General features: G+C 73.7%; 29 protein-coding genes and 3 tRNA genes. 21 read left to right on the forward strand and 11 right to left on the reverse strand.

The window, feature by feature from the left end; translation table 11 throughout:
* The first annotated feature begins 1 nt into the window (after nt 1).
* Entirely contained in the window at nt 2–1,018 is a 1,017-nt protein-coding gene (locus tag V6U82_RS28045) for a LysM peptidoglycan-binding domain-containing protein (protein WP_128136584.1), read from the forward strand.
* A 1-nt stretch (nt 1,019) separates the two neighbouring features.
* Here V6U82_RS28045 and V6U82_RS28050 read toward each other — a convergent pair whose 3' ends face one another.
* The gene (locus V6U82_RS28050; protein WP_334466417.1) at nt 1,020–1,871 is read right to left on the reverse strand and encodes a Rieske 2Fe-2S domain-containing protein; all 852 of its coding nucleotides are present in this window, start codon (nt 1,869–1,871) and stop codon (nt 1,020–1,022) included.
* Between the two features lie 83 nt (nt 1,872–1,954).
* On the opposite strand from V6U82_RS28050, the gene V6U82_RS28055 reads away from it, so the two are divergent.
* Nucleotides 1,955–2,719, forward strand: a complete 765-nt coding sequence (locus tag V6U82_RS28055; RefSeq protein ID WP_334466420.1) for a crotonase/enoyl-CoA hydratase family protein — start codon at nt 1,955–1,957, stop codon at nt 2,717–2,719.
* 4 nt (nt 2,720–2,723) lie between these two features.
* Here the strand turns inward: V6U82_RS28055 and V6U82_RS28060 are convergent, their stop codons facing one another.
* On the reverse strand, nt 2,724–4,208 hold the full coding sequence (locus tag V6U82_RS28060) for a dihydrolipoyl dehydrogenase family protein (protein WP_334466423.1): 1,485 nt from the start codon (nt 4,206–4,208) through the stop codon (nt 2,724–2,726).
* 92 nt (nt 4,209–4,300) lie between these two features.
* Between V6U82_RS28060 and V6U82_RS28065 the strand changes: the two genes are divergently transcribed.
* Nucleotides 4,301–5,401 carry a serine hydrolase domain-containing protein gene (locus V6U82_RS28065; RefSeq protein WP_334466425.1) on the forward strand — a complete coding sequence of 367 codons (1,101 nt, stop codon included), beginning with the start codon at nt 4,301–4,303 and terminating at the stop codon, nt 5,399–5,401.
* A gap of 285 nt (nt 5,402–5,686) precedes the next feature.
* Here V6U82_RS28065 and V6U82_RS28070 read toward each other — a convergent pair whose 3' ends face one another.
* Both V6U82_RS28070 and V6U82_RS28075 read right to left on the reverse strand, forming a co-directional pair.
* Nucleotides 5,687–7,009, reverse strand: a complete 1,323-nt coding sequence (locus tag V6U82_RS28070) for a cryptochrome/photolyase family protein (protein ID WP_334466428.1) — start codon at nt 7,007–7,009, stop codon at nt 5,687–5,689.
* Nucleotides 7,006–7,932, reverse strand: coding sequence for a phytoene/squalene synthase family protein (locus V6U82_RS28075; RefSeq protein ID WP_128136589.1), 927 nt, complete (start codon nt 7,930–7,932; stop codon nt 7,006–7,008). The genes V6U82_RS28070 and V6U82_RS28075 overlap by 4 nt, the downstream gene beginning before the upstream one ends.
* A gap of 62 nt (nt 7,933–7,994) precedes the next feature.
* On the opposite strand from V6U82_RS28075, the gene V6U82_RS28080 reads away from it, so the two are divergent.
* From V6U82_RS28080 to V6U82_RS28115, 8 genes are all read left to right on the forward strand, one after another.
* Complete coding sequence (locus V6U82_RS28080; RefSeq protein WP_334466432.1) at nt 7,995–9,149, forward strand: polyprenyl synthetase family protein; 1,155 nt, start codon at nt 7,995–7,997, stop codon at nt 9,147–9,149.
* 29 nt (nt 9,150–9,178) lie between these two features.
* A complete protein-coding gene (gene crtI / locus V6U82_RS28085; RefSeq protein WP_181726515.1) occupies nt 9,179–10,660 on the forward strand; it encodes a phytoene desaturase family protein in 1,482 nt (493 codons plus the stop codon).
* Nucleotides 10,657–11,250 carry an isopentenyl-diphosphate Delta-isomerase gene (gene idi, locus V6U82_RS28090; protein ID WP_128136592.1) on the forward strand — a complete coding sequence of 198 codons (594 nt, stop codon included), beginning with the start codon at nt 10,657–10,659 and terminating at the stop codon, nt 11,248–11,250. Before crtI ends, idi begins: the two co-directional genes overlap by 4 nt.
* On the forward strand, nt 11,240–12,187 hold the full coding sequence (locus V6U82_RS28095; protein WP_334466436.1) for a MerR family transcriptional regulator: 948 nt from the start codon (nt 11,240–11,242) through the stop codon (nt 12,185–12,187). The genes idi and V6U82_RS28095 overlap by 11 nt, the downstream gene beginning before the upstream one ends.
* A gap of 76 nt (nt 12,188–12,263) precedes the next feature.
* The gene (locus V6U82_RS28100; protein WP_334466439.1) at nt 12,264–13,058 is read left to right on the forward strand and encodes a polysaccharide deacetylase family protein; all 795 of its coding nucleotides are present in this window, start codon (nt 12,264–12,266) and stop codon (nt 13,056–13,058) included.
* A gap of 143 nt (nt 13,059–13,201) precedes the next feature.
* Nucleotides 13,202–13,274: transfer RNA gene (locus V6U82_RS28105), tRNA-Glu, on the forward strand.
* Nucleotides 13,275–13,307: 33 nt separating this feature from the next.
* A tRNA-Asp gene (locus tag V6U82_RS28110) sits at nt 13,308–13,381 on the forward strand.
* 76 nt (nt 13,382–13,457) lie between these two features.
* Nucleotides 13,458–13,531: transfer RNA gene (locus V6U82_RS28115), tRNA-Phe, on the forward strand.
* Between the two features lie 63 nt (nt 13,532–13,594).
* Here the strand turns inward: V6U82_RS28115 and V6U82_RS28120 are convergent.
* Entirely contained in the window at nt 13,595–14,491 is an 897-nt protein-coding gene (locus tag V6U82_RS28120) for a LysR family transcriptional regulator (RefSeq protein WP_334466442.1), read from the reverse strand.
* 79 nt (nt 14,492–14,570) lie between these two features.
* On the opposite strand from V6U82_RS28120, the gene V6U82_RS28125 reads away from it, so the two are divergent.
* The 6 genes from V6U82_RS28125 (at nt 14,571) to V6U82_RS28150 (ending at nt 18,384) form a co-directional block, all read left to right on the forward strand.
* Nucleotides 14,571–15,395 carry an NAD(P)-dependent oxidoreductase gene (locus V6U82_RS28125; protein WP_334466445.1) on the forward strand — a complete coding sequence of 275 codons (825 nt, stop codon included), beginning with the start codon at nt 14,571–14,573 and terminating at the stop codon, nt 15,393–15,395.
* Entirely contained in the window at nt 15,395–15,805 is a 411-nt protein-coding gene (locus V6U82_RS28130) for a RidA family protein (protein WP_181726514.1), read from the forward strand. The genes V6U82_RS28125 and V6U82_RS28130 overlap by 1 nt, the downstream gene beginning before the upstream one ends.
* A gap of 291 nt (nt 15,806–16,096) precedes the next feature.
* Nucleotides 16,097–16,777: an aquaporin gene (locus tag V6U82_RS28135; RefSeq protein WP_334466449.1), complete on the forward strand. Its 681-nt coding sequence runs from the start codon at nt 16,097–16,099 to the stop codon at nt 16,775–16,777.
* Entirely contained in the window at nt 16,774–17,178 is a 405-nt protein-coding gene (locus V6U82_RS28140) for an arsenate reductase ArsC (RefSeq protein WP_334466452.1), read from the forward strand. The genes V6U82_RS28135 and V6U82_RS28140 overlap by 4 nt, the downstream gene beginning before the upstream one ends.
* A gap of 85 nt (nt 17,179–17,263) precedes the next feature.
* Nucleotides 17,264–18,010 carry a hypothetical protein gene (locus V6U82_RS28145; protein ID WP_334466454.1) on the forward strand — a complete coding sequence of 249 codons (747 nt, stop codon included), beginning with the start codon at nt 17,264–17,266 and terminating at the stop codon, nt 18,008–18,010.
* A gap of 2 nt (nt 18,011–18,012) precedes the next feature.
* Nucleotides 18,013–18,384, forward strand: coding sequence for a winged helix-turn-helix domain-containing protein (locus V6U82_RS28150; protein WP_334466455.1), 372 nt, complete (start codon nt 18,013–18,015; stop codon nt 18,382–18,384).
* Between the two features lie 164 nt (nt 18,385–18,548).
* Here V6U82_RS28150 and V6U82_RS28155 read toward each other — a convergent pair whose 3' ends face one another.
* Entirely contained in the window at nt 18,549–19,589 is a 1,041-nt protein-coding gene (locus V6U82_RS28155; RefSeq protein WP_334466456.1) for a hypothetical protein, read from the reverse strand.
* A 284-nt stretch (nt 19,590–19,873) separates the two neighbouring features.
* Between V6U82_RS28155 and V6U82_RS28160 the strand changes: the two genes are divergently transcribed.
* Nucleotides 19,874–20,386, forward strand: a complete 513-nt coding sequence (locus V6U82_RS28160) for an SRPBCC family protein (RefSeq protein ID WP_181726824.1) — start codon at nt 19,874–19,876, stop codon at nt 20,384–20,386.
* A gap of 6 nt (nt 20,387–20,392) precedes the next feature.
* Here the strand turns inward: V6U82_RS28160 and V6U82_RS28165 are convergent, their stop codons facing one another.
* Both V6U82_RS28165 and V6U82_RS28170 read right to left on the reverse strand, forming a co-directional pair.
* On the reverse strand, nt 20,393–21,097 hold the full coding sequence (locus V6U82_RS28165) for a DUF2786 domain-containing protein (RefSeq protein WP_334466460.1): 705 nt from the start codon (nt 21,095–21,097) through the stop codon (nt 20,393–20,395).
* A 45-nt stretch (nt 21,098–21,142) separates the two neighbouring features.
* Nucleotides 21,143–21,532, reverse strand: coding sequence for a hypothetical protein (locus V6U82_RS28170; protein WP_013283438.1), 390 nt, complete (start codon nt 21,530–21,532; stop codon nt 21,143–21,145).
* Nucleotides 21,533–21,698: 166 nt separating this feature from the next.
* Here V6U82_RS28170 and V6U82_RS28175 point away from each other — a divergent pair, with 166 nt between their 5' ends.
* Nucleotides 21,699–23,036 (forward strand): ABC transporter substrate-binding protein, encoded by a 1,338-nt coding sequence (locus V6U82_RS28175; RefSeq protein WP_128137050.1) that lies wholly within the window; start codon nt 21,699–21,701, stop codon nt 23,034–23,036.
* Nucleotides 23,037–23,095: 59 nt separating this feature from the next.
* On the opposite strand, the gene V6U82_RS28180 is transcribed toward V6U82_RS28175, so the two are convergent.
* Together V6U82_RS28180 and V6U82_RS28185 are read right to left on the reverse strand one after the other, a co-directional pair.
* Nucleotides 23,096–23,839 (reverse strand): enoyl-CoA hydratase/isomerase family protein, encoded by a 744-nt coding sequence (locus tag V6U82_RS28180; RefSeq protein ID WP_128137049.1) that lies wholly within the window; start codon nt 23,837–23,839, stop codon nt 23,096–23,098.
* 52 nt (nt 23,840–23,891) lie between these two features.
* Complete coding sequence (locus tag V6U82_RS28185) at nt 23,892–24,749, reverse strand: 3-hydroxyacyl-CoA dehydrogenase family protein (protein ID WP_334466464.1); 858 nt, start codon at nt 24,747–24,749, stop codon at nt 23,892–23,894.
* Between the two features lie 162 nt (nt 24,750–24,911).
* Here V6U82_RS28185 and V6U82_RS28190 point away from each other — a divergent pair, with 162 nt between their 5' ends.
* Nucleotides 24,912–25,199 carry a hypothetical protein gene (locus V6U82_RS28190; protein ID WP_013283434.1) on the forward strand — a complete coding sequence of 96 codons (288 nt, stop codon included), beginning with the start codon at nt 24,912–24,914 and terminating at the stop codon, nt 25,197–25,199.
* A 39-nt stretch (nt 25,200–25,238) separates the two neighbouring features.
* On the opposite strand, the gene V6U82_RS28195 is transcribed toward V6U82_RS28190, so the two are convergent.
* Nucleotides 25,239–26,015, reverse strand: a complete 777-nt coding sequence (locus V6U82_RS28195; protein ID WP_128137047.1) for a class I SAM-dependent methyltransferase — start codon at nt 26,013–26,015, stop codon at nt 25,239–25,241.
* A gap of 55 nt (nt 26,016–26,070) precedes the next feature.
* On the opposite strand from V6U82_RS28195, the gene V6U82_RS28200 reads away from it, so the two are divergent.
* Complete coding sequence (locus V6U82_RS28200; protein ID WP_128137046.1) at nt 26,071–26,448, forward strand: PPOX class F420-dependent oxidoreductase; 378 nt, start codon at nt 26,071–26,073, stop codon at nt 26,446–26,448.
* Nucleotides 26,449–26,454: the final 6 nt, after the last annotated feature.

A 26,454-nucleotide genomic window follows, 5' to 3' on the forward strand; every position in this document is an offset into this window, starting at 1 on the left:
CATGGGCGCACCCCGACGCTCCCCCGTCCGCCGCGCCGGCCAGGTTCTCACCGGCCTCGGCGCCCTCGTCGTGCTCGTCGGCGTGCTGGCCGGCGGGCCGGTCGCGCTGCTGGCGTTCGCCGGCAACCCGCTGCCGGATCACCTGCCCACGCTGGCCGAGGTCGGCACGGCGTTGACCAGCCGCGACGACGGTCAACTGTTCCTGCGCGCGCTGGCGGTGGTGGGCTGGTTCGGCTGGGCCACGTTCGCGTTCTCCGTCGTGGTGGAGCTGCTCGCGGCGGCGGTACGCCGGCCGGCGCCGAAGCTGCCCGGCATGCACCGCCAGCAGAAGGCGGCAGCCGCGCTCGTCGGTTCGGTCGCGCTGATCCTGGTCGCGAGCCCGGCCGCGGCGAGCGCCGCCGCACTGACCGCCCCGCAACCGGCGGTCGCCGCCGTCACCTCGCCGGCCGTGACCGCGAGCCAGGCCACCCCGTCGGCCCCGGTCGCGTCGAAGACGGACGACCCGGCCGTGTACCGGGTCGCGAAGGGCGACTACCTGGGCGAGGTGGCCGACCGTTACCTGGACGACTTCGACAGATACAAGGAGCTGGCCCGGCTGAACCGGCTCGCCGACCCGGACCGGATCCGCCCGGGTCAGCTCATCACGCTGCCGGACGGCGCGACGGATTCGGGTGCCCGGCGGCACGCCACCGGACGGATCGTGGTCACCAAGCCGGCCGAGACGGCACCGGTCAAGCCCGGTGGCGGCGGTGCCTCCTCGACCACCCCGAAGGCGAAGCCCAAGCCCACGCCGCGGGACGCGACGCCCACCGTGGAGGCGCCCGTCGGTCAGCCGCCGGCCATGTCGGCGGGCGCGTCCCGGGCCACCGCCGAGGAGGGCATCAACCGTCCGCTCGCCATCTCGGCGGTGCTGGCCGTGGCGAGCATCGTGGGCGCGCAGATCGGCGCGCTGCTCGGGCTGCGCAAGCGGCCGGTGCCCGCCCGCGCGCTGTCGAGCGGACGGCACCGGCGGGACTGACTCAGGGCAGCCGGGCCTCGACCCGGCCGGACACCACGCGGCTGGGCAGCACGACCTGGTCGTTGGCGGCCGGGCCGTGCACCACCTCGCCGCCGTCGAGCCGGAACGCGCTGCCGTGCCAGGGGCAGACCACGCAGGCGTGGCCGTCGATCTGCTCCACGGTGCCCTCGCCGAGCGGGCCGCTCTGGTGGGGGCAGCGCTCCAGCATGACGCTGACGTCGTCGCCGTCCCGGTAGAGGATCACCGAGACGTCGTCGATCTTCTTGGTGACCAGCTCGTGCCGGGGCAGGCTGCTCAGGTCGCCGACCCGGTGCCACCCGTCGCTGATCAGGTGCATCTCGGAGACGCTCTGGCTGGCCTGGGCGCCCTGCTTGTACGCGAGGTGCCCACCCAGGTACGCCCCACCGCTCGCGGCGGACAGCCCCAGGTAGGACAACGTCCGGCCGAGGCCGTGCCGCCCGTTGAGCCGGGCCGCCAGCGAGCCGGCGTACAGCGCCAGGCCGACGGTGTTGGCGGCGGCGTGCACCAGACCGATCCGGCGCTGGTCGCGGGTGAGCGTGGCCCAGTCGTTGAGCCCGGCGACCGCCGCGGGCAGCGCGCTGACCGTACCGAGACCCACCAGTGCGGTGGCGGCCCGGCGCTGGCCGGGCAGCAGGTCCACCACGGCGGCGGAGATCCAGGCGCCGACCGGCACCTGCACCATCGCGGGGTGCAGCGGATGGCCGAGCCACACCCCGTGCAGCGCGTCGCGTACCCGTTGCGAGCGCAGCGTGCCCTGGACGGCACGCTGCAACCGGTCACCCACCCGGTCGAGACCGGTGGCCTGTTCGATCTTCGTCAGTAGTTCGCGCACCTGTTCCGACTTCCCGGCAGGAGAGCCCCCAAACCGGACGCCCCGGAATTCCCTCGCAGATGCGTCGCGGGCATGCTGAGCCCATGGGGGTACGCGTCGAGCACGCCGGTGCCGTGACCACTGTGATCCTGGACCGGCCCGAGGCCCGCAACGCCGTGGACGGGCCGACCGCACGAGCCCTGGCCGACGCGTTCCGCGCGTTCGACGCCGACCCGGACGCGGCGGTCGCCGTGCTCTGGGGAGCGGGCGGCACGTTCTGCTCGGGCGCCGACCTCAAGGCCGTCGGCACGCCGCGCGGCAACCGGGTCGAGCCCGACGGCGACGGGCCGATGGGGCCCACCCGGATGCGGCTGTCCAAGCCGGTGATCGCCGCGATCTCCGGGTACGCGGTGGCGGGCGGGCTGGAGCTGGCGCTCTGGTGCGATCTGCGGGTCGCCGAGTCGGACGCGACGCTCGGCGTGTTCTGCCGACGCTGGGGCGTACCGCTGATCGACGGCGGGACGGTCCGGCTGCCCCGGCTGATCGGCGAGAGCCGCGCGATGGACCTGATCCTCACCGGCCGTCCGGTGCGCGCCGACGAGGCGTACGCGATGGGTCTGGTCAACCGGCTGGTCGCGCCGGGTGAGGCCCGCGCGGCGGCCGAGGAGCTGGCCGCCGGGCTCGCCCGGTCCCCGCAGACGTGCCTGCGCAACGACCGGGCGGCGGTGCTGGCCGGCGCGGGGCTGCCCGAGCCGGAGGCGATGGCGGCCGAGCTGGCCTACGGCCTGGAGTCGCTCGCGGTGGACGGGGTACGCGGCGCCGGCCGGTTCGCCGACGGGGCCGGCCGGCACGGCGCGCCGGCCGGCTGAGGCGTCACTTCAGCGCGCGCAACGCGTCCTCGATGGCCCGGTGGAACGTCGGGTACGCGTAGATCATGTGCCGGAGCTGGCTGATCGGCACCGCCGCGTGCACCGCCACGACGAGGGCGGAGAGCACCTCGCCGCCGGCCGGTCCGGCCGAGGTGGCGCCGACGAGGACGCCCTGGTCGGCGTCGGCGATCAGCTTGATGAACCCGGCGTTGCCGGTCTTGTGGATCCAGCCCCGGGCCGACGAGGTGAGGTCGGCGTACCCGACCTGGACGTTGACGCCGCGCTCCCGGGCCTGCTGCTCGGTGAGGCCGACCGCACCGACCTCGGGGTCGGTGAACGTGACCCGGGGCAGCGCCCGGTAGTCGGCGACCGGGACGCTGCCCGGTGCGACAGTCGACCCGCCCGCGCTCATCGCGCCGCCGACCGAGCTGACCACCCCGGCCGCGCCGCCGACCACACTCGCGGTGCCGCTGGCGTCCGGGCCTCCCTTGGTACGCCGCATGTGGTCGAGCAGGTCCGCCACCACGATGCCGGCCTGGTACATGGCGATGTGGGTGAACGCGCCCTCGCCGGTGAGGTCGCCGACCGCCCAGATCCCGTCGGTGACGTGCATCCGGTCGTTCACCGGCAGGTAGCGCTGCCCGGCGTCCACCCCGACCGTGTCCAGGCCCAGTTCCTCCAGGTGCGCCTTGCGGCCGGTCACCACGAGCAGCTTCTCGCCGGTGAACTCGGCGCCGTCGGCGTGCACGGTGAACGCGTCGCCGTCGTGGCCGACCCGGCCGGCCTTGACCCCGGTGTGGATCTCCACCCCGTCGGCGCGCAGCGCGTCGGCGGCGAGCGCGGACGCCTCGGGCTCCTCGACGGCCAGCACCCGGTCGGCCGCCTCGACGACCGTCACCCGGACGCCGAACCGGGCGAAGACCTGGGCGAGTTCCAGCCCGATGGCGCCGCCGCCGAGCACCAGCAGCGACCCCGGCAGTTCCTCCACCTCGACGGCCTGGTGGTTCGTCCAGTACGGCGTGTCGGCCAGCCCGTCGATCGGCGGGACCGAGGGCCGGGTACCGGTGCCGAGCACCACGCCGTAGCGGGCCTGGAACACCTGGTCGCCGACGCGTACCCGGTTCGGGCCGTCGAGCCGCCCGCTGCCCCGGACGAACCGGCCGCCCTTGCCGGTGAACCGGTCCACGGCCACCTTGTCGTCCCAGGTGTCGGTGGCCTCGGCCCGGATCCGCTTCGCCACCGGCGCCCAGTCGGGCCGCACCTGGGCGGACCCGGCCAGCTCGTTGACCCGGTGCGCCTCGGCCAGCGCGTTCGCCGCCCGGATCATCATCTTGCTCGGCACACACCCCCAGTAGGGGCACTCGCCACCGACCAGGTCGCGTTCGATGCCGACCACGGTGAGGCCGGCCTCGGCGAGCCGCCCGGCCACTTCCTCGCCGCCGACGCCGAGCCCGACCACGACCACGTCCACCAGTTCCGGCTCCGCCATTCCGCAAGCATTCCGCACCTTCGGGACACCGGCCACCGCACCGGCCCGGAATTCCCGCGCCGGTAACGAACGCGACCACCTACCGTGGCCGCATGCACGCGCGCTTCACCCCGGTCCGGGACTGCTTCCACGACCTGTTCACCACCGGCCGGGAGACCGGCGCGTCGCTTTCCGTGTGGCACGACGGCGTACCGGTGGTCGACCTGGTCGGCGGCACCACCTCCGCGGTCCCGCCCGGCGCTGTCGTACCGGCCGCCGGGGCGGACCGGCCGTGGCGACCGGACTCGCTCGTCGACGTCTACTCGGTCGGCAAGCCGGTGGTCGCGCTCTGCCTGCTGCTGCTCGTCGACCGGGGCCGGGTCGACCTGGACGCGCCGGTCTCGGCGTACTGGCCGGGGTTCCGCGCCCCGGCCACGGTGCGGCAGGTGCTCGCCCACACCGCCGGGCTGCCCGCCTTCCCGGTGTCCCGGCCCGCCACCGCCGTCGCCGACTGGGACCTGCTCTGCGCCGATCTGGCCGCCGCCGAGCCCGAGTGGACGCCGGGCGCCGTCGCGGGCGAGCACGCCTGGACGTACGGGCACCTGGTGGGCGAGCTGGTCCGCCGGGTGGACGGGCGGCCGGTGGGCCGGTTCCTGGCCGAGGAGGTCGCCGGTCCGTGGCGCCTGGACCTGGCCTTCGGGCTGGGCGAGGCGGACCGGCGGCGGTGCGCCGACCTGTCGTACGGCGATCCGGCCTGGCCGGACCGGATGCGCGGCGAGCCGGGCTCGTTGCGGGCGCGGGCGCTGGACAACCCCCCGGGCGGGCTGGACGTCGCGATGGTGAACAGTGACCTGTGGCGGGCCGCCGAGATCCCGGCGGTGAACCTGCACGCCACCGCCGCCGGGCTCGCCCGGCTGTACGCGGGGCTGCTCGCCGGCGGCACCCTGGACGGGGTACGGCTGTTCAGCCCGGAGCTGGTCGCGGAGGCGACGCGGGTGCAGTATTCCGGTCCGGACCTGCTGCTGGACCGGCCGGTGGACTGGACGCTCGGCATGCAGTGGGAGCCGGACGCCAGTTGGGGCATGGGCGGGATCGGCGGCAGCAGCGCCTGGGCCGACCCGGAGCGCGGCTACACCTTCGCGTACGCGACAGCCCGCCTGGCCGACCACGACCGCGTGGAGGACCTGGTGGAGGCGTTGCACTCCTGCCTGTGATCATCGGTCACCCGCTGTGATTGCGAGGCGTCGTCACGCAGCGCATTCGGCCGGCCGGGCAGCAGTGTCTTCCGTTTTCCGGCTTTGCTCTGCAGCCATTGGCGCAACACCGCCTTGAGCAGGGATTTCCTCGCAGGTCCGAAACCCGCGCAAGGCTGCGGCAGTCACTTTCCGCAACCGATGCGGATATGGCTGCAGAGCAAAGGGGACCGGAGGTGGCAGGCCCCGGAGGGCAGGGGAGTCACTGAAAGTGACCCCGGCGGGCGGCGGGGCGGCGAGCAGCGGTCAGCGGAGCCAGACCGGGTCGGTGCCGGGCACCTCCAGCGGCGGCGGGTAGTCGAGTGTGCGGCGTACCTCTTCGGGCAGCCGCCACGGCTGGTGGACCGCCTTACCCGTCACCGACGCCAGCTCCGGCACCCAGCGCCGCACGTACCCGCCGTCGGGGTCGTAGCGCTCGGCCTGCCGTACCGGGTTGAAGCCGCGGTACGGCCGGGTGTCGTTGCCGGTGCCGGCCACCCACTGCCAGTTGCCCGAGTTGTTGACCCGGTCGCCGTCGAGCAGCCACCGGAAGAAGACCTCCAGGCCGGGCCGCCAGTCCAGCCCGAGGTGCTTGGTCAGGTAGCCGGCGGTGATCAGGCGGGCCCGGTTGTGCATCCAGCCCTCGGCGCGCAACTGGCGCATGCCGGCGTCCACGATCGGCATGCCGGTCCGCCCCTCGGCCCAGGCGTCGAACGCGTGCGGGTCGTCGCGCCAGTCCTCGCGGGCGCCGCGCCGGTAGGCGACCGTGGACAGGTCGGGGAACCCGGCGACCACCTGGTGGTAGAAGTCGCGCCAGCAGAGCTGCCGGACGAAGGGCCCGTCCCGGTCACCCGCCCGGTTCGCCACCGCCAGCGGCGACACGCACCCGAAGCGCAGGTACGGGCTGAGCCGCGAGGTCTCGTCGCCGGCCATGTCGTCGTGGATGTCGTCGTACTCGTCGAGGGTGGGCAGCCAGGCGGTGAGCCGGCGCCTGGCGACGGTCTCGCCGCCGACGGCGGCATCCGGGCTGTCGCCCTTCGGCGGGTCGGGCAGCCGGCCCGGGTCGACGCCGTCGGGCAGCCGGACCCGCTTCGGCGCGGCCAGCTCGTCCCGCCACCGCACGCCCTGCCAGGCCCGGAAGTAGGGGCTGAAGACGCGGTAGTGGTCGCCGCCGCCGGGGCGCAGCGCACCGGGCTCGACGATCGTGAGGCCGGGGAACACGCGCAGGAACATCCGGTGCCGGTCGCACTCGGCACGCAGGCGGCGTTCCCGGCGGTGCGCGTACCGGCTCACGTCGGCGGAGAGCCCGATGCCCTCGGCGCCCACCTTCCGTGCCAGCGCCACCGTCTCGGCCACCGGATCGCCGCGCCTGACCACCAGGTCGCCGCCGCGTCTGCGCAGCGCCTCGCGCAGGTCGGCCAGGCTCTGGTGCAGGAAGCGGGTGCGGTTGGGCGAGAGCCTCTGCAACGCCGGGTCGAGCACGTAGAGCGGCACCACCCGGTCGAACGCGGAGCAGGCGGCGGCGAGCGCCGGATGGTCGTGCACCCGCAGGTCGCGGGTGAACAGCACCACCGCCGTCCGGCCGGTCATCCGGCCAGGGCCGGTTCCAGGGCCGGGCCGGGCACCCGCACCGGCGTGCCCGACGGGGTGAGCAGCGCCCGCGCGGCCACCGCCATCCGGCGCCGCCGCGGCACCAGGGCACGGCGGACGAAGACGTCGTAGTCCTGCGCGGCCACCTCGTCGAGGATGCCGCCGTAGAGCGCGTACGCGGTGCGCATGCACGCCTGCGAGGCCGGGTCGAGCAGCGGGATGCCCGGTGCGGCGGCGACGTAGTGGGCCTGGGCCCGGGTCACCTCGTACTCGATCAGCTCGCGGATGCGCGGCGTGGTGCGGCCGGCGGCCTTGGCGGCGAGCAGGTCGTCGCGGGTGAGGTCGAACTTGGCCATGTCCTCGTCGGGCAGGTAGGTCCGGCCCCGGTCGAGGTCCTCGGAGACGTCCCGGATGAAGTTGGTGAGCTGGAACGCGAAGCCGAGCTGACGGGCGGGCTCGCGGGCGGCAGCCGGGTCGGAGCTGCCGAGGATCGGCAGCATCATGGTGCCGATGACCGCGGCCGAGCCCTCCATGTAGTCGAGCAGGTCGTCGTAGGTCGGGTACGACATGACCGTCAGATCCATCGCCATGCTGCGCAGGAACGACGCGAAGTCGTCGCGGTCCAGGTCGAACACGGCGATGGTGTGCAGCACCGCCGGCAGCAGGGGGTCGTCGACCGACGCGCCGTGCAGCCCGGCGACGAATCGGTCCGACCACTCGCGCAGCCGGGCGGCGCGCTCGGCCGGCGGCAGGTCCTCGGTGCGGTCGACGATCTCGTCCGCGTACCTGGTGAATCCATACAAAGCGTGTACATGCCGCCGTTTCCAGGCGGGAAGCAGCCGGGTGGCGAGATAGTAGGTACGGCCGTGACGCCGGTGCAGCTCGCGGCAACGGTCATAGGCAGCGGTCAGATCCGTGTCCATCGGCCCTCCTCTTTCGACGCAGCAATCGACGCAACTCGTAACCCTAGGGTACGCTCGCCCACATGGCCAACGACGCAGTTGCGGGTAATGCGCTCCGCGTCGCGCCGGCTCAGCCCGGGGCGACGGACGATCCGGTCCGCGGCGTACTGGCCGCGTTCACGAAAGACCTGATCAAAGGGGTCGATGAGACGCTCGCGGCGTTCCTGGCCGCGGAGGTCGAATCGCTCACCGAGATCGACGCAGCGATGGGTGGTTTCGCCGCGACGGCGCGCGACTGCGTGCTGGCCGGCGGCAAACGGGTCCGCCCCACGTTCGCGTACTGGGGCTGGCGGGGTTTGGTCGGCGGGGAGGAACCCCTGTGCTCCGTGCTCCCGGCCCTCTCCGCGCTCGAACTGCTGCACACGTTCGCGCTGGTGCACGACGACGTGATGGACGCCTCCGACACCCGGCGCGGGCTGCCCACCGCGCACCGGGCCGCCGCCGCCCGCCACCGGGCCGCCGGACACACGGGCGACCCCGACCGGTACGGCGAAGCCGTCGCCGTCCTCATCGGCGACCTCTGCATGGTGTGGGCCGACCGGCTCATGGCACACGCGGCGGTCCCGGCGGACCGGCTGCTCGACGTGCGCCGCTGCTACGACCAGATGCGAATCGAGACGGTCGCCGGGCAGTTCCTCGACGTGCTCGGCGAGAACGACTCGGCGAACTGGACCGTCGACCGGGCGCTGCGGGTGGCCCGGTACAAGACCGCCAGCTACACCGTCCAGCGCCCGCTGCTGTTCGGCGCCTGCCTGGCCGGCGCAGACGCGGACGACCCGCTCATCGCCGCGTACACCCGGTACGGGCTGGCCGTCGGCGAGGCGTTCCAGCTCCGCGACGACCTGCTGGGCGTCTACGGCGACCCGGAGACCACCGGCAAGCCGGCCGGGGACGACCTGCGAACCGGCAAGCCGACCGCACTGCTGATGCTGGCCCGGCAGCTCGCCGACCCGGCGCAGCGCCGCGCCCTGGAGCGGGCCGGCTCGGTCACCTCGGCACGCGAGGTGGACCGGCTGGCCGACGTGGTCCGGGACACCGGGGCCACGGCCCGGGTGGAGCGGATGATCTCCGACCGGGTGACCGAGGCGCTCGCCGCGCTCGGCACCGCACCGATCGACGAGACGGCGCGCACCGCGCTGACCGGCCTCGCCACCGCCGCCACGGCGCGGCGGGCATGATGAGCAACTTCGTGAGCAAGGGGGCCGGAATGCGTACCGTCAAGGGACGGACCGACCGGGTGGTCGTGGTCGGCGCCGGGCTGGGGGGGCTGGCCTGCGCGCTGCACCTGGCCGGCAGCGGCCGGCAGGTGACGGTGCTCGAACGCGAGCCGGTGCCGGGCGGGCGCGCCGGGCGGCTCAGCGTCGACGGGTACGAGTTCGACACCGGCCCGACGGTCCTCACCATGCCCGACCTGATCGCCGAGGCGCTCGGCGCGGTGGGTGAGGAGCTGACCGACTGGCTCGACCTGACCCCGCTCGACCCGGCGTACCGCGCCTACTACCCGGACGGGTCGACGCTCGACGTCATCACCGACACCACCCGGATGGCCGCCGAGATCGCCCGCGTCTGCGGCCCCCGGGAGGCCGACGGCTACCTGCGTTTCGTCGACTACGCCCGCAACCTGTGGCAGTGGGAACGGGCCGACTTCATCGAGCGCAACCTTGACGCACCGACCGACCTGCTCACCGGCAACCTGCTGAAGCTGTTCGCCAACGGCGCCTTCCGGCGGCTCCAGACGAAGATCAACCAGTTCTTCCGCGACCCGCGCACCCAGCGGATCTTCTCCTTCCAGGCCATGTACGCGGGCCTGTCCCCGCACGACGCGCTGGCGATCTACACGGTCATCGCGTACCTCGACTCGGTGGCCGGGGTGTGCTTCCCGCGCGGCGGCATCCACGCGGTCTCGCGCGGCATGGCCGGCGCGGCGGAGAAGCACGGCGTGCAGATCCGGTACGGCACCACGGTGACCCGGGTGGAGACCGCCAACGGCCGCGCCACCGGCGTCGTCACCGCGGACGGCGACTTCGTCCCCGCCGACACGGTGGTGCTCAACCCGGACCTGCCGGTCGCCTACCAGGACCTGCTGCCGCCCAGCCGGCAGCGCAAGCTGACCTACTCGCCGTCCTGCGTGGTGCTGCACATCGGTTCGACGCAGGGCTATGGCAAGATCGCCCACCACAACATCCACTTCGGGCGTTCCTGGAAGGGGACGTTCGACGAGGTGATCCGGCGAGGCGAGCTGATGACCGACCCGTCGCTGCTGGTGACGAACCCGAGCCGCACCGACCCGTCGGTGGCGCCGGCCGGGAAGCACACCTACTACGTGCTCGCACCGGTGCCGAACCTCGAACGCGCGCCGTTCGACTGGACGGGCGACCTCACCCAGCGGTACGCCGAGCAGCTCGTGACCACGCTAGAGGAGCGCGGATACGTCGGCTTCGGCGACGGCATCGAGGTGATGGAGGCCGTCACCCCGGCCGACTGGGCCGCGCAGGGCATGGCCGCCGGCACCCCGTTCGCCGCCGCGCACAGCCTCTTCCAGACCGGCCCGTTCCGACCCTCCAACCTGCACCGGACGCTGGAGAACGTGGTCTTCGTCGGCTCCGGTACCCAGCCGGGCGTGGGCGTGCCGATGGTGCTGATCAGCGGCAAGCTCGCCGCCGCCCGGATCACCGGGGCGATGTCGTGAGCGAGCGGGAGACCCACCTGGTCGAGCTGGTCGACGACGACGGCCGGGTGGTCGGCGAGACCACCGTGGCCGCCGCGCACCAGCCACCCGGGCGGCTGCACCGCGCCTTCTCGGTGCTCCTCGTCGACCCGCAGGGGCGGGTGCTGTTGCAGCAGCGGGCCGCGGTCAAGACGCGGTTCCCGCTGCGCTGGGCGAACTCCTGCTGCGGCCACCCGCTGCCCGGCCAGTCGCCGGCCGAGGCCGCCAACCGGCGGCTCGCCGAGGAACTCGGCGTCGACCCGGTCGACCTCACCGAGGTGGGCGTCTACCTCTACTACGCCGAGGACCCGGCCACCGGGCGCGTCGAGTTCGAGTACGACCACGTGCTGCGCGCCGACGTACCGGCCGACCTGGTCACGCGACCCGACCCGGACGAGGTGGCCGACCTGCGCTGGGTCGACCCCGGCGCGGTGGTGGCCGACCTGGACGCCCACCCCCGCGAGTACGCCCCGTGGCTGGGCGGCGTGGTCAACCGGCTGCTGCACCCGGCCGACGCGTCCCGGCCGGGCGTACCGGCCACCGAGGCACCGGAGCGGTCGGGTGGCCGATGAGGCGCTGAGCGCGGGGGCCGTCGCACGCCGACTCGGCGTGGCGGTCACCACGCTGCGTACCTGGCACCAGCGCTACGGTCTCGGCCCCAGCGAGCACGTACCGGGCCACCACCGGCGCTACACGCCGGCCGACCTCGCCCGGCTGGAGATCATGCGCCGGCTGACCACCGAGGGGGTCGCGCCCGCCGAGGCCGCCCGCTGGGCCCGGCAGGCGCCGGCCGTGCTGCCTCCGGAGCGGCTCGGCCTCAAGGCGAGGGCCTCGACGGTACGCGACGGCGGCGGCACCGCGATCCCGGTCGGCCGGGCCGGTCCCGCGGCGCGCGGGCTGGCCCGTGCCGCCATGCGACTGGACTCGGTGACCATCGGCCGGACCATCGCCGACGCGCTCGCCACCGACGGGGTGGTGGCGACCTGGGAGGGGCTGCTGCGGCCGGTGCTCGCCGGCATCGGGGAGCGGCACGCCGCCACCTCCGGGCTGATCGAGGTGGAACACCTCATGTCCCGGTGCGTCTCCGAGGCGTTCGCCACAGTGGCGCGGGCGCACCCGACCAGCGGTCCGCCCCGGATCCTGCTCTCCTGCGCCGACGAGGAGCAGCACTCGCTGCCGCTGGAGGCGCTCGGCGCCGCGTTGGCCGAGGTCGGTGTGAGTTATCGCATGCTCGGTGCCCGCGTACCGGTGCCGGCCCTGGTCGAGGCCGTCAACCGGACCGGTCCGGCGGCGGTGGTGCTCTGGTCGCACATCCGCGCGACGGCCGATCCGTGCCAGCTCACCGCGCTGCTGGCGGTGCCGCGCCGGCCGCTGCTGGTGCTCGCCGCCGGGCCCGGCTGGCGGGCCGACTCGCTGCCGGCCGGGGTGGTCCGGCCGGTGGACCTGGCCGAGGCGTTGTCGCTGGCCGTGGCGGTACGGGACTCGCTGGACCAGTCGACGACGAGCTGAGCCCCTCTCCCGTTCCGGGTCGGCGTCCACTACGGTCGGAAAGTCCGTCTGACCCCGACCCCTCCGGGAGCGACGAATGCGTCCACGCGCCCTGTCGGCGCTCGCCCTGGGCCTGGTGCTCCTCGTCACCGGCTGCGGCGAAGCCGGCAAGTCACCCGAAAAGGCCGCCGCACCGCCGTCGGCCTCGGCGTCGCCGTCGCCGTCGCCGACGCCGGTGACGAAGCCCTCACCGACCCACACCACCCCCGCCAAGCCGAAGCTGCGCCCGGTGCCGAAGAAGCTGCCGGCGGGTCTGCACCGGGCCAGCGGGAGCAACGGCGTGGCGCTCACCTTCGACGACGGGCCGGATCCCCGCTACACCCCGCAGATCCTGGCGCAGCTCCGGGCGGCCCAGGTGAAGGCCACCTTCTGCGTCGTCGGCAAGCAGGCCAAGCGCTACCCGGAACTGGTGGCCCGGATCGTCCGGGAGGGGCACCAGCTCTGCAACCACAGCTGGCACCACGACGTGAACCTGGGCCGGCGTTCCGCCGCCGAGATCCGATCCGACCTGGAACGGACGAACGAGGCCATTCACGCCGCCACACCCAAGGCACCGATCACCTGGTTCCGCCAGCCCGGTGGCCGCTGGACGGCCGAGGAGGTCGCGATCGCCAAGCAGATGGGCCTGCGCCCGCTGCACTGGAGCGTGGACCCCCAGGACTGGGACCACCCACCGGCGAAGACGATCATCAAGCGGGTGAAGGGCGCCACCCGGCACGGCTCGGTCGTGCTGATGCACGACGCGGGCGGCGACCGGGCCCAGACGATGGCCGCCTGCCGGCACCTGATTCCGGACCTGAAGCGGAGGTTCGGCATCGCCCTACCGCGCTGACCTGCGGTTTCTCCCGGCTCCACGGTCATGCCCATACCGGTTTGGCCGTCCGCGCAGGCATGACATATGCTTCTCCTGCCTCCGGCGGGGCCGGATGGGAGCAAGTCCGCTTGAAGTTGCGAGTGTGCAATGATGGCGGGGCCGCCCTCATCGTCTAGCGGCCCAGGACGCCGCCCTTTCAAGGCGGTAGCACGGGTTCGAATCCCGTTGGGGGCACGGTCCGGCTCGCGCCGGATGCAACACCAGCCAGGTCCTGTGGAGCAGTTGGAGTGCTCGCCGCCCTGTCAAGGCGGAGGTCGCGGGTTCAAGTCCCGTCAGGACCGCAAGCGCTGACGCCGCGCAGCTCGATGCGCGGCGTTCTGCGTATCGGCCCGTGCGGTAGCATGTGCCGAGCACCACGGCCAGGTAGCTCAGTTGGTACGAGCGTCCGACTGAAAATCGGAAGGTCGGCGGTTCGACCCCGCCCCTGGCCACATAGCCTTTCGCCGGGCTACAGGAGCGCCGACCAGCGGAGACGCGGGTCGGCGTTCTGCTTTTCACCCCAGGTGGGCCGCCTCCGCCCGCAGATGCTCGACGAAGTGCACGACCGCCGGCGACGGCGTCCTGCCGCGCACTGTCGCCGCGAATATCCGCCGTACCGACTCGTCGTCCGGATGCAGGCGTAGCAGGGCGATGTCCGGCGGGGTGCCGCGTACCGCCAGGGCCGGAACCAGAGCCACCCCCAACCCGGCGGCGACGCATCCCAGCTTGCCGGTCCACTCGGCCGCGACGATGTCGATACGCGGCGAGAAGCCGCTGGGCAGGCTTGCCCGGAGCAGGCTGTTCTCCGCGGTGGCCGAGCCCACGACGAACGCCTCCTGGGCGAGGTCCGCCAGGCGCACCGAGCGGCGGCGCGCGAGCCGGTGGTCGCGCGCGACCGCGACCAGGAGCCGCTCGTCGAGCAGATGCCGCAGGTCGAATCGTTCGCGGTCCAGCTCGCCCGTGGGCGAGGTGCTGACCACTGCCACATCCGCCTCCTCCGCGAGCAGGCGCTCCAGCAGCCGCGGCGTCACGCCCTCGACCAGCGACAGCGAGATCTCCGGGCAGGCCGAGCGGAACGACGCCATCGCCCGGGGTACGAGAGCGGCGACAGCGGTCGGGAAGGCACCTACACGCAGCCGCCCTCGGCCGAGTCCGCGCAGGTCGTCGAGGTTGCGCCGGGCCGCGGCGAGCCGGTCGAGGACCGCCTCGGCGTGCGGGAGCAGCTCTCGCCCCTCCTCGGTGAGGGCGACGCCGCGGGGCAGCCGGTCGAAGAGCCGAGCGCCGATGTCAGCCTCGAGCGCGGCGATCTGCCGGGAGACAGCCGACTGGGTGAAGCTGAGGGCGCGGGCGGCGGTCGTGATCGAGCCGTGCCGCGCGACGGTGCGGAACACCTCCAGCAGCTGAGTCTCCATGGCAGGCATGGTAATCACGCATGGCAGGCATGCGAGACATTCGTTGGTCGCATTGCTTTCGCCGGCCTAGCGTTACGGCGTGAAGATCATCGCGGTCCTCGGGACAGGACACATGGGCACGCCGATCGCGCGCCGCCTCCTGGGCGGTGGCAACCGGGTCAGAGTGTGGAACCGCAGCCCGGAGCGTTCGGAGCCGCTGGCCGTGGCCGGCGCGACGGTGGCCGCGAGCCCGTCCGCCGCGGTCGACGGAGCCGACGTGGTCGTCGTCATGCTCGCCCACGCCGGCGCGGTCGAGACGGTGCTGTTCGGGCCGGACGGCGCCGCCACCGCGCTCCGGCCCGGGACGGTCGTGGTGCAGATGTCGACGATCGGGCCGGACGAAGTCCGAGCAGTGGCCGGCCGGCTTCCGGCGGGCGTCTCACTCCTCGACGCCCCCGTCGGCGGCAGCGTCGACGCCGCCCGGACCGGCACGCTGACGATCTTCGTGGGCGGCCCCGCCGATACCGTGGAGAGGGCGGTTCCGGTGCTGGAACAACTCGGTTCGGTCCGTCACTGCGGGCCGATCGGCGCAGGCGCCGCCGTCAAACTCGTCGCGAACACGGGCCTGGTGACGGCTGTCGCCGCGCTGCACGACGCACTGGCTGTCGCCGCGGCGCTCGGTGTCGACCGGCGGACCGCCCTGGACGTGCTCGGCCGTGGGGCCCTCGGCGGCGCGGTCGGACGGGTCACCGCGCCGGGCGCCTCGTTCGCAGTCGCGTTGGCGGCGAAGGATGCGCGGCTGGCGCTGCGCCGCCCGGTGCCGGCTCCCGTGCTGGAGGCCGCCCTCGACCTGATGCAGGCCGCACCCGACCAGGACGCCGATCTCTCCTGCCTCGTCTCAGCCGACTTCCTGAAGGAATGCTGATGCGCCTCACTCTGGACAACCCCGCATCCGTCGCGGCCCCGTTCGGCGACCGCTTCGCGCACGTCGCCCGGATCGACGTCGGCGGCGGCGCGCTGCTGATGCTCGCCGGTCAGGTCGCCGTCGACGACGACGGCACGGTGGTGGCCCCCGGAGATGCCGGCGCCCAGGCCGAACGGATCTTCGAGATCGTGGGCGGCGTGCTGGCGGCGCACGGCGCGAGCTTCGACGACGTGCTGCACATCCGCACGTTCATGACGGACCTGGCTGACCTGCCGGCGTACGCGGCCGTCCGACGACGGCTCTTCCCGGGCACACCGCCGCCGGCGAGCACGACTGTCGAGATCAGCAAGCTCTTCCTGCCGGGCGCCGTGCTCGAGGTCGAGGTCACGGCCGTGGTCCGGTCCCGCTAGGGCTCGCGGCGGTGCGCCTCCCGGTCGAACGGGCCGGATCCACGGCCGGCACGGGTCGCCACCCCGGAGTACCTGACGGGTGTGCGGTACGCACCCCGGCAACAGCGGCGGCGCCTACGGTGAGCCCGCTGAGTGACGGACGGAACGAGGCAGGTGAGTACGGAAAGGGTCGCGTGTGCGTGCGTTGCGTACGGCTCTGCCGCCGGTCCTCGTACTGGCCGTGATCCTGCTCGGCGGGTGTGGCCGGGTCTCGGGACTCCTGGACCGGAGTTCGCCGGTGCCGCGCTACTCGTGACCGCCGTCGTCGGCTCCGGCATCGCGGCCACCCGGCTCTCCCCGTCGGACGTCGGGCTGCAACTGCTGGAGAACGCGGTCGCCACCGCGCTCGCGCTCGGCGCGCTCATCCTGATCTTCGGCCCGGTGTCCGGCGCCCACTTCAACCCGGTGGTGTCCGCCGTCGACTGGTGGCTGGGCCGTCGCGCCGGCACCGGCCTCACCGGGCCGGACCTCGTCGCGTACGCCGTGGCGCAGGTCGGCGGCGCGATCACCGGAGCCGTCCTCGCCCACCTGATGTTCGACCTGCCGGCCGCGGCCTGGTCCCGCACCGTACGCGGAGGAAGTCGCCTCCTGCTGGCCGAGGTGGTCGCCACCGCGGGCCTGGTGGTCCTGGTGTTCGCGCTCGCCCCGTCCGGCCGCACCGCCGCCGCCCCGGCCGCCGTCGGCGCCTGGATCGGCGCGGCCCACTGGTTCACGTCGTCGACCTCGTTCGCCAACCCCGCCGTCACCGTCGGCCGGGCCGTCACCGACACGTTCGCCGGCATCGCGCCCGCCTCGGTGCCCGGCTTCGTCGCCGCCCAACTGGCCGGTGGTGTGGTCGCCGTCGCCGCCCTCGCCCTCTGGTACCCGCACGCCGCCGACACCGCGGACGACGTGGTCGTACCGCACCTAACCCGGGAGACCGAAGCGCGATGAGCGACAAGCCGAGCGTCCTGTTCGTCTGCGTGCACAACGCCGGCCGCTCCCAGATGGCCGCCGCGTGGCTCCGCCACCTGGCGGGCGACGCCGTCGAGGTCCGCTCCGCCGGGAGCGAGCCCGCCGACCGGATCAACCCGGTCGCGGTCGAGGCCATGCGCGAGGTGGGCATCGACCTCACCGGGCAGGCCCCCGCCCGCCTGACCTGGGACGCCGCGCAGGCCAGCCACGTCATCGTCACCATGGGCTGCGGCGACGCCTGCCCGGTCTTCCCCGGGAAACGGTACGAGGACTGGAAGCTCACCGACCCCGCCGGCCAGCCCCTGGACGTGGTGCGAGGCGTACGCGACGAGATCCGGACCCGGGTCGAAGCCCTGCTCGCCGACCTCGGCCGCGACTGAAGCACACCGGTCCCGGGCCCTTGCGTTGATAGGTTTGGGATGCAAACCTATTTGGGTCACAGCACATCGGCTGCCGGGAGGAACCATGCCGTCCGAGTCACCACGCGAGGACAGTGCTCAGGAACTGCTCGCCTCGATGACCACACTCCGCCGGCAGGCCCGGGCGGCCCGTCAGGCGTACTGGCTTCCGCTCCTGCTCTTCGGGGTGCTCATCGCGGCGGCCGCGCCGCTGTACGTCGAGTCGGTGGAGCCACCCGCGCTGCGCGCCGGGTCCGACGGCCCCGCCCTGACCGGTCTCGGCGGCGGCTTCCTGGAGAAGTCGGTCGCGCTGGGCTGGTACTGGCTGGCAGCGCTCGTCGGCGGCTACCTGGCCGGCCTGGCCTGGTACCGCTGGCACGGCCGGCGAGCCGGCGTCCAGACCCCGACCCGGGCGTACGTCGTCGCCGGCATCGCGGGCACGCTCGTCGGCCTCGCCCTTCCGATCGTCCTGGAGTTCCTGCTGTTCAACACCAGCGGACCGGTGCAGGGCGGCACCAATTGGCTGACCGGTCCGCTGCTCGGCCTCGCCAACCGGGGCATGTTGCCGCACCTCGTGATCGCCGTGGGTCTGGCGGTTCTCGCCCGCCTGGAACGCAGCCGGCGCCTGTGGGCGGTGGTCGGTCTCTACTCAGTCGTGCTCGTCGCCGTGAACACCTGGTTCCAGGTCTCCGACCTGCAACCGGGTGATCTGACCCGGTTCAGCTTCATGCTCGCCGCCATGCTCCCGGCACCGATCCTGCTGATCGGCGGGGGTCTGGCGCTCGCCGCCGCGAAGAAGCAGCACAATCGGTAGTCGTGAGCACCGTGGACGATCCTCGAGCGAGCGGGCCATTCCCGACGAACGGCCTCGACGACACGGTCCACCAACGGCACCGGCTCGGCATCCTGACCATCGCCACCGAAGGCGAGCGGGTGGAGGTGGCCTATCTCCGGGAGGCCCTCGAACTCACCGCGGGCAACCTGTCCCGGCACCTCGCCGTGCTGGAGGAGGCACGCCTGATCGAGGTGGAGAAGGGTTACCACGGCCGTCGTCCACGGACGTGGATCCGGATCACCCGGGAGGGCCGTCAGGCCCTGCACTCCGAGATCGCCGCCCTCCAGGAGCTGCTGCGCCGCCACCAACAGGCCGCCACCGCAGCCGCTCCGGACAACCTCCCACCCGCGTAACGCTCTCTCCCCGCCCGCCCGCCCCCGGCCCCGCCCCGGCCCCGGCCCCGGCCCCGGTGATCAAGGAGTTTGTGTCGTCCAGGGCGGGTGAACCGGACACAAACTCCTTGATCAACGGGCTGAGGGCGGGCTGGGCGAGGGCTGGGCGGTGGGCGGTGGGCGGGTCAGGGTTTGGGCGGGCGGCGGTTCTGGGTGGGGCTGCCCTGGATCGCCTCCCAGACGCTTCGGCCGGCCTGCCGGAGTGCCTGTCCGGCCTGTCCCGCCAGCTGCGCCGCCTCGGCGGCGGCGCTAGCCGGCTGGCCGGTTCGCTCCGAGCGCTTCTTCTCGCCGGAACGGTCGGCCGACGAGCCCGCCCCGGCGCCCGGCCCCGATCCGGCAGCCCGCTCGGACTCCGCCTTGCTCTCCCGCCCGGTACCCGACGCCGGTGGCGACTCCGCCGGCCCGGCACCGGGCGGCGGCTCCGTCGGCCGATCGCCACCGGACGCCGGTGACGGCTTCGGCCGATCGCCACCGGACGCCGGTGACGGCTTCGGCCGATCGCCACTGGGCGACGGTGGCGGTTCCGGCGGCCGGGCACCGACTGCCGGTGACGGCTTCTCGCGATCGCCACCAGCCGCCGGTGGTGACTCCGTCCGCGCCGGGCGCTGGGGCGGTTCGGGTGCCTCGATCGGGCCGGACACCGCCGGACCCGCCTGATCGAGCACCTCACCGGCCGCCGGCGCCGCCCGGTCGACCGCCGCCGGAGCGGTGCGCTCGACCACCTCGCCGGCCGCGGCCACCGTACGCCCGGTCTGGTCCACCACCGGCGCGGCGAGCCGGTGCACGTCGTCCAGGGCGACCCCGGCCGAGCGGGCCAGCGCGTCGATCAGCTGCGGGTTTCGGTCGATGGTGGTCAGCGCCCGGTCCAGGATCTGCACCAGCTTCTCCAGCCGCACCTTGAGCAACGCCTCGGCGCGCACCCCGGTGATGTCCAGCTCGACGCCCTCCAGGTGTACCCGGACTCCGGCGTCGAGCTGGAGCAGGTTGGCCAGCCGGGCGCGCAGCGACAGGTCGGCGTCGAGCCCGTCCACGGTGAGCCGGATCTCGTCGACGGTCAGCTCCGGCACGTCGAGCAGGACGTCCGGCTCCGGCTCCGCGCCGGCCGGCGTGGCGGGCCGCTCGTCGCCGGGGTCCGGCACTGGTTCGGTGGCTCGGCTGTCGCTCATGCTTCCCGCTCTCCCATCGGTCCGGTCGGCGGCGCTTACCCGCTTTCCGGTACGGCATCCGTCACGCCCCGGCCATCGACGACACAGCGCCGCCCGCGCCCGCACGGAAGCGCCGCCGGCATCTCACGGAAGCCCCACCGGCGCCGTCCGGAAGCGCCGAACTGCGCCTCCCGTGGGCCGCCGATCCCGCCGGATGCCGCTGTCGGGAACCGGAGTTCCGAGTGTTCGGAAGCGGGCGGTACGGAAGCTGCACACCGAGACATGAGCCGGTATGGTCCGGACCTATGGGACAGGAGATGGCCGATCCGGATGAGGTCCGGCAGGAATCCGACCGCTTCTCCCTCCGCAGCAGCCTGCTCGTCCCGGCGTCCGCCGAGCGGGCGTACGCCGTCTTCACCGGCGCGCTCGCCGACTGGTGGGTGCGTGAATACACCTGGTCCGGCCCGGATGCGCTCGCCGCGATCGGCATCGAGCCGCGGGCCGGCGGCATGCTCTACGAGATCGGCCCGTACGGCTTCCGCAACGACTGGGGCCGCGTGCTGACCTGGGATCCGCCGCGGCGTCTGGTCTTCACCTGGCAGATCGGCCCGGACCGGGTGCCGGTGCCGGATCCGGCGCGGGCCAGCGAGGTGGAGGTCCTGTTCCACGCCGACGGTCCGGAGCGGACCCGGGTGGACGTCGAGCACCGCTACTTCGACCGGCACGGCACTGCGGCCGAGGGCTACCGCGAGGCGCTGACCGCCGGCTGGCACGAACTGCTCTGCCGCTACCTGGCGACGGTCGCCCGCACCGTCTGAGATCGGTCAGCCGGCGATGCCGGGCGCCGCGCCGCTGCCGGCCACGCCGGTGCCGCCCAGGTCGGCCCGGCGGCCGGCGTCCGCGCCGGAACCGAAACCACCGCCCGCCAGCCGCCGTCGCGGGGCGGTGCGCAACCGGGGGTACGCCTCGGCGACCCGCCGCTGCACGCGATCGGAGCGGTCGGCGAGCACCAGTGCCGTGGAGGGTCCACCCGCCTCTGCCACCGCCTTGTTCTCGGCCGCGCGCAGTCGTTCCGCGACGACGTACGCGAACCCGGCCAGCCAGGTACGCCGGAACGCCGCCGGGTGATCCCCGGCCGGTACGACGGCACCCGCCAGCCCGTGTGCGGCCTGCACCAGCAGCGAGGTGAACAGCAGCTCGACCCGTTCCAGGTCGCTGGCGAAGCCGAACAGGTGCATGACGAAGCCGTTGCCCTGCCGGCGGCGTACGCATCGGCAGCGCAGCGGTTCGGCGACCGCCGCGAGCAGGCCGGCCTTGTCCCGGGCGTACGGCGCGACCACCTCGACGGTCCGGTCACCGACCGGGTCGGCGGCCGGGTCGCGGGCGGCGAGCAGCGCCCGGTCGACGCCGTAGCGGGCGATCAGCTCGGTGGCCTTGGCCATGAAGGCGGCCGCCTCGGCGGGTGTGCAGGCCGGGTCCTCGGCCTGGGCGAGCAGCTTGCGTACCTTGCTGAGCATCGCCTCGGACATGCACCCAGAGCTACCACAGCCGGGGCGCCGGGCCGCGCGCCGGGCTCAGTCCGAGCGGCTGCGCAGCGTGGCGATGGTCGAGCCGGCGAGGGTGAGCAGGCAGTCGGGCAGCAGCCCGTCGGCCGCGGCCGCCCCGAACAGCGCCTCGCCGGTGTCCGCGTCGTCGTTGGCGCACGCGCTGACGAAGCGGGCCACCCAGCGGGTGTCGTAGTCGGCCTGGTCGATGCCGGGGAAGTCGAGGGCGGCGCCGCCGCCCGGGGTGTCGTCGCCGAGCATGGTGGCGGCGAGGCACCACGCCACTCCGTACGCCCCGGCGAGGCCGGAGCGGTCCACGACCGCGTCGAACGTGCCCACCACGCCGGCGCCGTCACCGGCGAGGGCGGAACGGAGCACGGCGGTCGCGTCGTCGAGCGTCTGCTGTGCTTCGTCGTTCACCCGCGGAACAGTATCGCCGGGGGTCAAGCGGTGACCAGGAAACGGCCCGTCGACCACGCAGAGTGATACCCGCAGTCGGGGTGCCGACGGAGCCGACTCCACAGTCCCGCGTGCCGCGCGAGCACGCTAAGGTGCGCAGCGGACCTTCGCCGGAGGAAGGACGACCATGCTGAGAACACGCACGTCGCGCGCGGCCCTGTCCATGGCCTGCGCGGCGCTCCTGCTCGCCACGAGCGCCTGCGGGAGCGACGAGCCGGAGGAAACGCCTGCCACCCAGGTACGCCTCTACGGCACCGACGGCAACATGCTCAATTCGTACGCCGCGGAACTCAAGGACCGGGCGGACCTGGTGAACGGGATGAAGGGCACCACCCCCCTCACTCCGCTGGCCGAGAGCTTCAAGGAACGACTACTCGCCGTAGACCCGAAGCTGGGTGACTTCCTCTACTCCGCCGAGTCGTACGACGCGGTCGTGATCAGCGCGCTGGCCGCCCAGCTCGCCGGCACCACGGCGCCGGCCGAGATCGCGAAGCAGATCGTCGGGGTGACCACCGGCGGCGAACGCTGCGACGAGGTGGCGGCCTGCCTCCAGCTCGCCCGCGCGGGCCGGGACATCGAGTACCGGGGCGTGTCGCTCACCCGCGCCGGGTTCACCGACAACGGCGAGCCGGCGACCGCGAGCTACGGCACCATGCACTTCGACAACCAGAAGATCGACGACAGCAAGACCGAGTTCGTCGGCGCCGGTGAGGAGTCCGGGGCGAGCACCAAGACGCCGCCGCGTGGCCGCAAGCTGCGCGACGGGAAGGCGAAGGACGCCCCGCTGGTCCTCGGCGGGCTGCTGCCGAAGACCGGTGACCTGGCGCTGGCCAACCCGCCGCTGGCGGCCGGCGCGGCGCTCGCGATCCGGGAGGTCAACGCCGCCGGTGGTGTGCTCGGTGAGCCGGTGAAGTGGATCGAGGGTGACGACGGCACCAACCCGGAGGTCGCCAAGGCCACCGTCGCCTCGCACGTCAGCGAGGGCGTCCAGGTCATCATCGGCGCGGGCGGCTCCGGCATCTCGCGGGCCGTGCTGCCGGACGTGGTGGCCGCCGGCCGGATCCTGTTCTCCCCGTCGAACACCGACGCGGGGCTGAGCGCTGTGGACGACAAGGGCCTCTACTTCCGTACCGCCCCGCCGGACAGCCTCCAGGGTCGCGCGCTCGCCGACGTGATGCTCCGGGACGGACCCCGCAAGATCGCGATCCTGGCCCGTAAGGACTCCTACGGTGAGGGCCTCCAGGAGAACGTCCGCTCGGAGCTGGAGAAGGCCGGGATCGGCGCGGACCGGCTCAAGCTGCTGACATACGAGCCGCCGGCCGACCCGAAGACGCCAGTCGACTTCAGCGGCATCGCCAAGGAGATCAAGGCGTTCGGACCGGAGGCGCTGCTGCTCATCGGCTTCGCCGAGTCCGCTCCGGCGATCACCGCGCTCGACGACGCGGGAGTCGACATCAAGCGCTGAGCCGCACCGACGCGAGGGGGCCGCACCGGAGGACACCGGCGCGGCCCTCGTCGTCTGGCTCAGCGCGCCCGGCGCCGGTCCAGGAACTCGGTCATCCGCCGGTGCTTCTCCTCGTCCTCGAAGAGCACCGCCTGGCTGAGCAGGTCGAGCTGCGGGTGCGCGGCCGGCGGGGCGTCCACCGCCATCTTGGTCAGCCGCAGCGCCAGCGCGGAACCCTTGGTCATCTCGTCGAGCAGGCCGTGCGCGGTGGGCAGCAACTCGTCCGGGTCGGCCACCACGCGGTTCACCAGCCCGATCCGCAGCGCCTCCTCGGCGTCCACCCGCCGGCCGGTGAACAGCAGTTCCTTGGCCCGGGCCTCACCGATCAACGCCGGCAGCCGGTAGGTCGCGCCGGCACCGGCCAGGATGCCCAGCCGCACCTCGGGCTGGCCGAACACCGCGCGGTCCGTGCACACCCGGAGATCGCAGGCGTACGCCAGCTCGGCGCCGCCGCCCAGCGCCGGCCCGTCGACGGCGGCGACTGTGGGCATCGGCAGCGCCCGGATGCGGGCGAAGACGCCCTGGTTGATGGCGGCCAGCGCGTCCAGCCGGCCCCGCTCGCGGAGCTGGGCGATGTCGGCGCCCCCGGCGAAGATGCCCGCCGTCCCGCCGGTGAGCAGCAGCAGCCGGGGACGCGCCTCCAGATCGGCGCAGACCGCGTGCAGCTCGCCGACCAGGTCGGCGTCGATGGCGTTGCGCTTCTCCGGCCGGTCCAGCGTCACCACGAGCCGGTCCGGCAGTTCCTCGATCCGCAGCCCGCTCACTGTGCCGGCCTTTCGTTCGCGACTGCGGGGCTCGCAAGCTCACTCCTCGCGCTCACTTCTTCTGGCCGTCCTTCCACGTGTAGAAGCCCTGACCCGACTTCTTGCCCAGCTTCCCGGCGGCGACCATTTCGACGAGCAGCGGCGGCGGCGCGAAGCGGTCCCCGTACGCGGCCTGGAGCGTGCGCGCGATGTCGAGCCGCACGTCCAGCCCGACCAGGTCGGTCAGCTCCAGCGGGCCGATCGGGTGCCGGTAGCCGAGCACCATCGCCTTGTCGATGTCGGCCGGGCTCGCCACCTCGTCGGCCACCATCCGGATCGCCTCCAGGCCGAGCGTGACGCCGAGCCGGGAGGTGGCGAAGCCGGGCATGTCGCGTACGACGACGGGGTCCTTGCCCAGCCGGGCGGCGAGCGCGACGGCCGCCTCGGTGGTCCGCGGCGCGGTGGCCGGGCCGACCACGACCTCGAGCAGCGCCATCGCCCACACCGGATTGAAGAAGTGCAACCCGACGAAGTCGGCGGGACGGTCCAGCCCGGCGGCCAGTTCGGCGATCGGGATGCTGGACGTGTTGCTGCCCAGCAGCGCGGGCCGGCGGCTCTCCGCCTCGCGCAGCACGGCACGCTTGAGGTCGGGCCGCTCGGGCACCGCCTCCACGATCACGTCGGCGCCCTCGGCCACCTCGGCGAGCCCGGCCCGCAGCGTGACGCGCTCACGGTTGGCGGTGGCGGCCTCCTCGGTCAGCTTGCCGCGCTGCACGCCCCGGTCCCACAGCTCGCCGAGCCGGCGCAGTGCCTCGGCGCCCCGGGCAGGGTCGACCTCGACCAGTTCGACCGCGTACCCGGCGCCGGCCGCCACGTACGCGATGCCGAGGCCCATGGTGCCGGCCCCGACGACCACAAAACGACCACTCATCGACGTCCCCTCGCCGCGGCGGGGGGCGCGGGGTCTCCGGCGCCGGGCCCGTCCGCTCGCTCGTTCCTGCATGCGACCCTATGCATGGCCGGGCCGCCGGGCATGCGTGGGGGCGGAGCGGACGGGGTAAGGACGGCCGTCAACGCCGAAGGAAGGAACGAGATGAGCCAGGCACCGGAGAGCGCGGAGAGCACCGAGACGGTCGAGACCCGCGGCGACGAGCGGGTGGACCTGCTCCGTGCGGACACCAACAACGACGGCAAGACCGACGTCTGGGTGGTGGACACCGACGGCGACGGCAAGGCCGACCTGTTCCAGTTCGACACCGACGGTGACGGCAAGGTGGACATCACCATGGTGGACATCGACGAGGACGGCACGCCGGACGAGGTGGTCGACGGCGACGGCGGGTTGCCCCCGGAGCAGACCACCCCCACCGTCCAGGTCTGAGTGGTGCGCCGGAGCCGCCGGATCCCGGCGGCTCCCCGCTCACCGCAGGCTCAGCGTGGCGAGGTAGTAGGGGTGGTCGGTGTCGTCCACGTCGGTCAGTCGCCACGGGGAGCCGTGGACCAGCTCGGCGAACTCGTCGGGCGAGCAGACCAGGTAGTCGAACCACCGGGTGCCGAGCATCCGGTAGCGCAGCCGCAGCCGCAGTTGCCCGCCGAGCCGGCCCCGCCGGCGGTTGCGCTCGTGGTAGGCGGTGTGCACCGGGTCGGTGGTGCCGTACGGGTCGGTGCCGTGGGCGATCACCCGGGCGCCGGGCCGGGCGAGCGCGGCGAGCGCCGCCAGCATCGCCGGGGCGCGTTCCCGCCCCTCGAACAGTCCCAGGTTGTTGCCGAGCAGCAGGAACGTGTCGTAGCGCGGCCCGTCCGCGGCGTGCTCGTCGACGGTCCCGTGCACCAGGTCGCGGACGCCCCGGTGGCGGCTGACCCGCAGCGCGCCGAGCGAGGTGTCCAGCCCGGTGACCGGCACGCCACGCTCCTGAAGGTGCAGCGCGATCCGGCCGGCGCCGACGCCGACGTCGAGCACGTGCCCGCGTACCCGGTCCACGGCCCGGTGGTCGTGCGGCTGCCACCGCTGCGGCGGGTCCAGGTAGTGCCCGGCGGGCGCGCCGTTGATCAGCCCGTCGTCGCGCTCGATGATCTCGATGACCGGGCGGGGCAGGCGACCGCCGGCCATCGGGCGGGGTCCGATCCCGGTGGCGACCGCGTACGCGTCGCGGATCATCTCGCCGAACACGTCGCCGATCTCGGGTTCCCCGGTCATGCCCGCAACGCTATCCGGGGGTCGACGAGGCCGTGACCGCCGTATCCTTGGCGGCGTGACCGACCTGGACCGCCTGGCTGCGGAGAAGTACGTCCTGCTCACCACGTTCCGCAAGGACGGCCGGGCGGTGCCGACTCCGGTGTGGGCGGTACGCGACGGCGACGGGCTGGCGGTGTGGACGGTGGCCGACTCCGGCAAGGTGAAGCGCATCCGGCGCGACGGCCGGGTGACCGTGGCGCCGTGCGACGTGCGCGGCCGGCCGCACGGTGAGGCGGTGCCGGGCCACGCGACGATCGCCGATCCGGCCAGCACGGACCGGGTACGGACGCTGCTCAAGCGGAAGTACCGGCTGATCGGGCGGCTGAGCCTGCTGGGCAGCCGGCTGCGCCGGGGTGAGCGCGGCACGGTGGGGCTGCGGATCGTGCTGGACTGAGCGGCC

Origin of the sequence: Micromonospora sp. CPCC 205554, assembly GCF_036902745.1 — a bacterium.
GTDB classification, from domain to species: domain Bacteria; phylum Actinomycetota; class Actinomycetes; order Mycobacteriales; family Micromonosporaceae; genus Micromonospora; species Micromonospora tulbaghiae.

Bases quoted from the DNA above. Each gene is read 5' to 3' on its own strand.
- V6U82_RS28045 (WP_128136584.1), top strand. From the start codon at position 2: ATGGGCGCACCCCGACGCTCCCCCGTCCGCCGCGCCGGCCAGGTTCTC.
- V6U82_RS28055 (WP_334466420.1), top strand. From the start codon at position 1,955: ATGGGGGTACGCGTCGAGCACGCCGGTGCCGTGACCACTGTGATCCTG.
- V6U82_RS28060 (WP_334466423.1), bottom strand. From the start codon at position 4,208: ATGGCGGAGCCGGAACTGGTGGACGTGGTCGTGGTCGGGCTCGGCGTC.
- V6U82_RS28065 (WP_334466425.1), top strand. From the start codon at position 4,301: ATGCACGCGCGCTTCACCCCGGTCCGGGACTGCTTCCACGACCTGTTC.
- V6U82_RS28070 (WP_334466428.1), bottom strand. From the start codon at position 7,009: ATGACCGGCCGGACGGCGGTGGTGCTGTTCACCCGCGACCTGCGGGTG.
- V6U82_RS28075 (WP_128136589.1), bottom strand. From the start codon at position 7,932: ATGGACACGGATCTGACCGCTGCCTATGACCGTTGCCGCGAGCTGCAC.
- V6U82_RS28080 (WP_334466432.1), top strand. From the start codon at position 7,995: ATGGCCAACGACGCAGTTGCGGGTAATGCGCTCCGCGTCGCGCCGGCT.
- crtI (WP_181726515.1), top strand. From the start codon at position 9,179: ATGCGTACCGTCAAGGGACGGACCGACCGGGTGGTCGTGGTCGGCGCC.
- V6U82_RS28100 (WP_334466439.1), top strand. From the start codon at position 12,264: ATGCGTCCACGCGCCCTGTCGGCGCTCGCCCTGGGCCTGGTGCTCCTC.
- V6U82_RS28120 (WP_334466442.1), bottom strand. From the start codon at position 14,491: ATGGAGACTCAGCTGCTGGAGGTGTTCCGCACCGTCGCGCGGCACGGC.
- V6U82_RS28130 (WP_181726514.1), top strand. From the start codon at position 15,395: ATGCGCCTCACTCTGGACAACCCCGCATCCGTCGCGGCCCCGTTCGGC.
- V6U82_RS28140 (WP_334466452.1), top strand. From the start codon at position 16,774: ATGAGCGACAAGCCGAGCGTCCTGTTCGTCTGCGTGCACAACGCCGGC.
- V6U82_RS28145 (WP_334466454.1), top strand. From the start codon at position 17,264: ATGCCGTCCGAGTCACCACGCGAGGACAGTGCTCAGGAACTGCTCGCC.
- V6U82_RS28155 (WP_334466456.1), bottom strand. From the start codon at position 19,589: ATGAGCGACAGCCGAGCCACCGAACCAGTGCCGGACCCCGGCGACGAG.
- V6U82_RS28160 (WP_181726824.1), top strand. From the start codon at position 19,874: ATGGGACAGGAGATGGCCGATCCGGATGAGGTCCGGCAGGAATCCGAC.
- V6U82_RS28165 (WP_334466460.1), bottom strand. From the start codon at position 21,097: ATGTCCGAGGCGATGCTCAGCAAGGTACGCAAGCTGCTCGCCCAGGCC.
- V6U82_RS28175 (WP_128137050.1), top strand. From the start codon at position 21,699: ATGCTGAGAACACGCACGTCGCGCGCGGCCCTGTCCATGGCCTGCGCG.
- V6U82_RS28185 (WP_334466464.1), bottom strand. From the start codon at position 24,749: ATGAGTGGTCGTTTTGTGGTCGTCGGGGCCGGCACCATGGGCCTCGGC.
- V6U82_RS28190 (WP_013283434.1), top strand. From the start codon at position 24,912: ATGAGCCAGGCACCGGAGAGCGCGGAGAGCACCGAGACGGTCGAGACC.
- V6U82_RS28195 (WP_128137047.1), bottom strand. From the start codon at position 26,015: ATGACCGGGGAACCCGAGATCGGCGACGTGTTCGGCGAGATGATCCGC.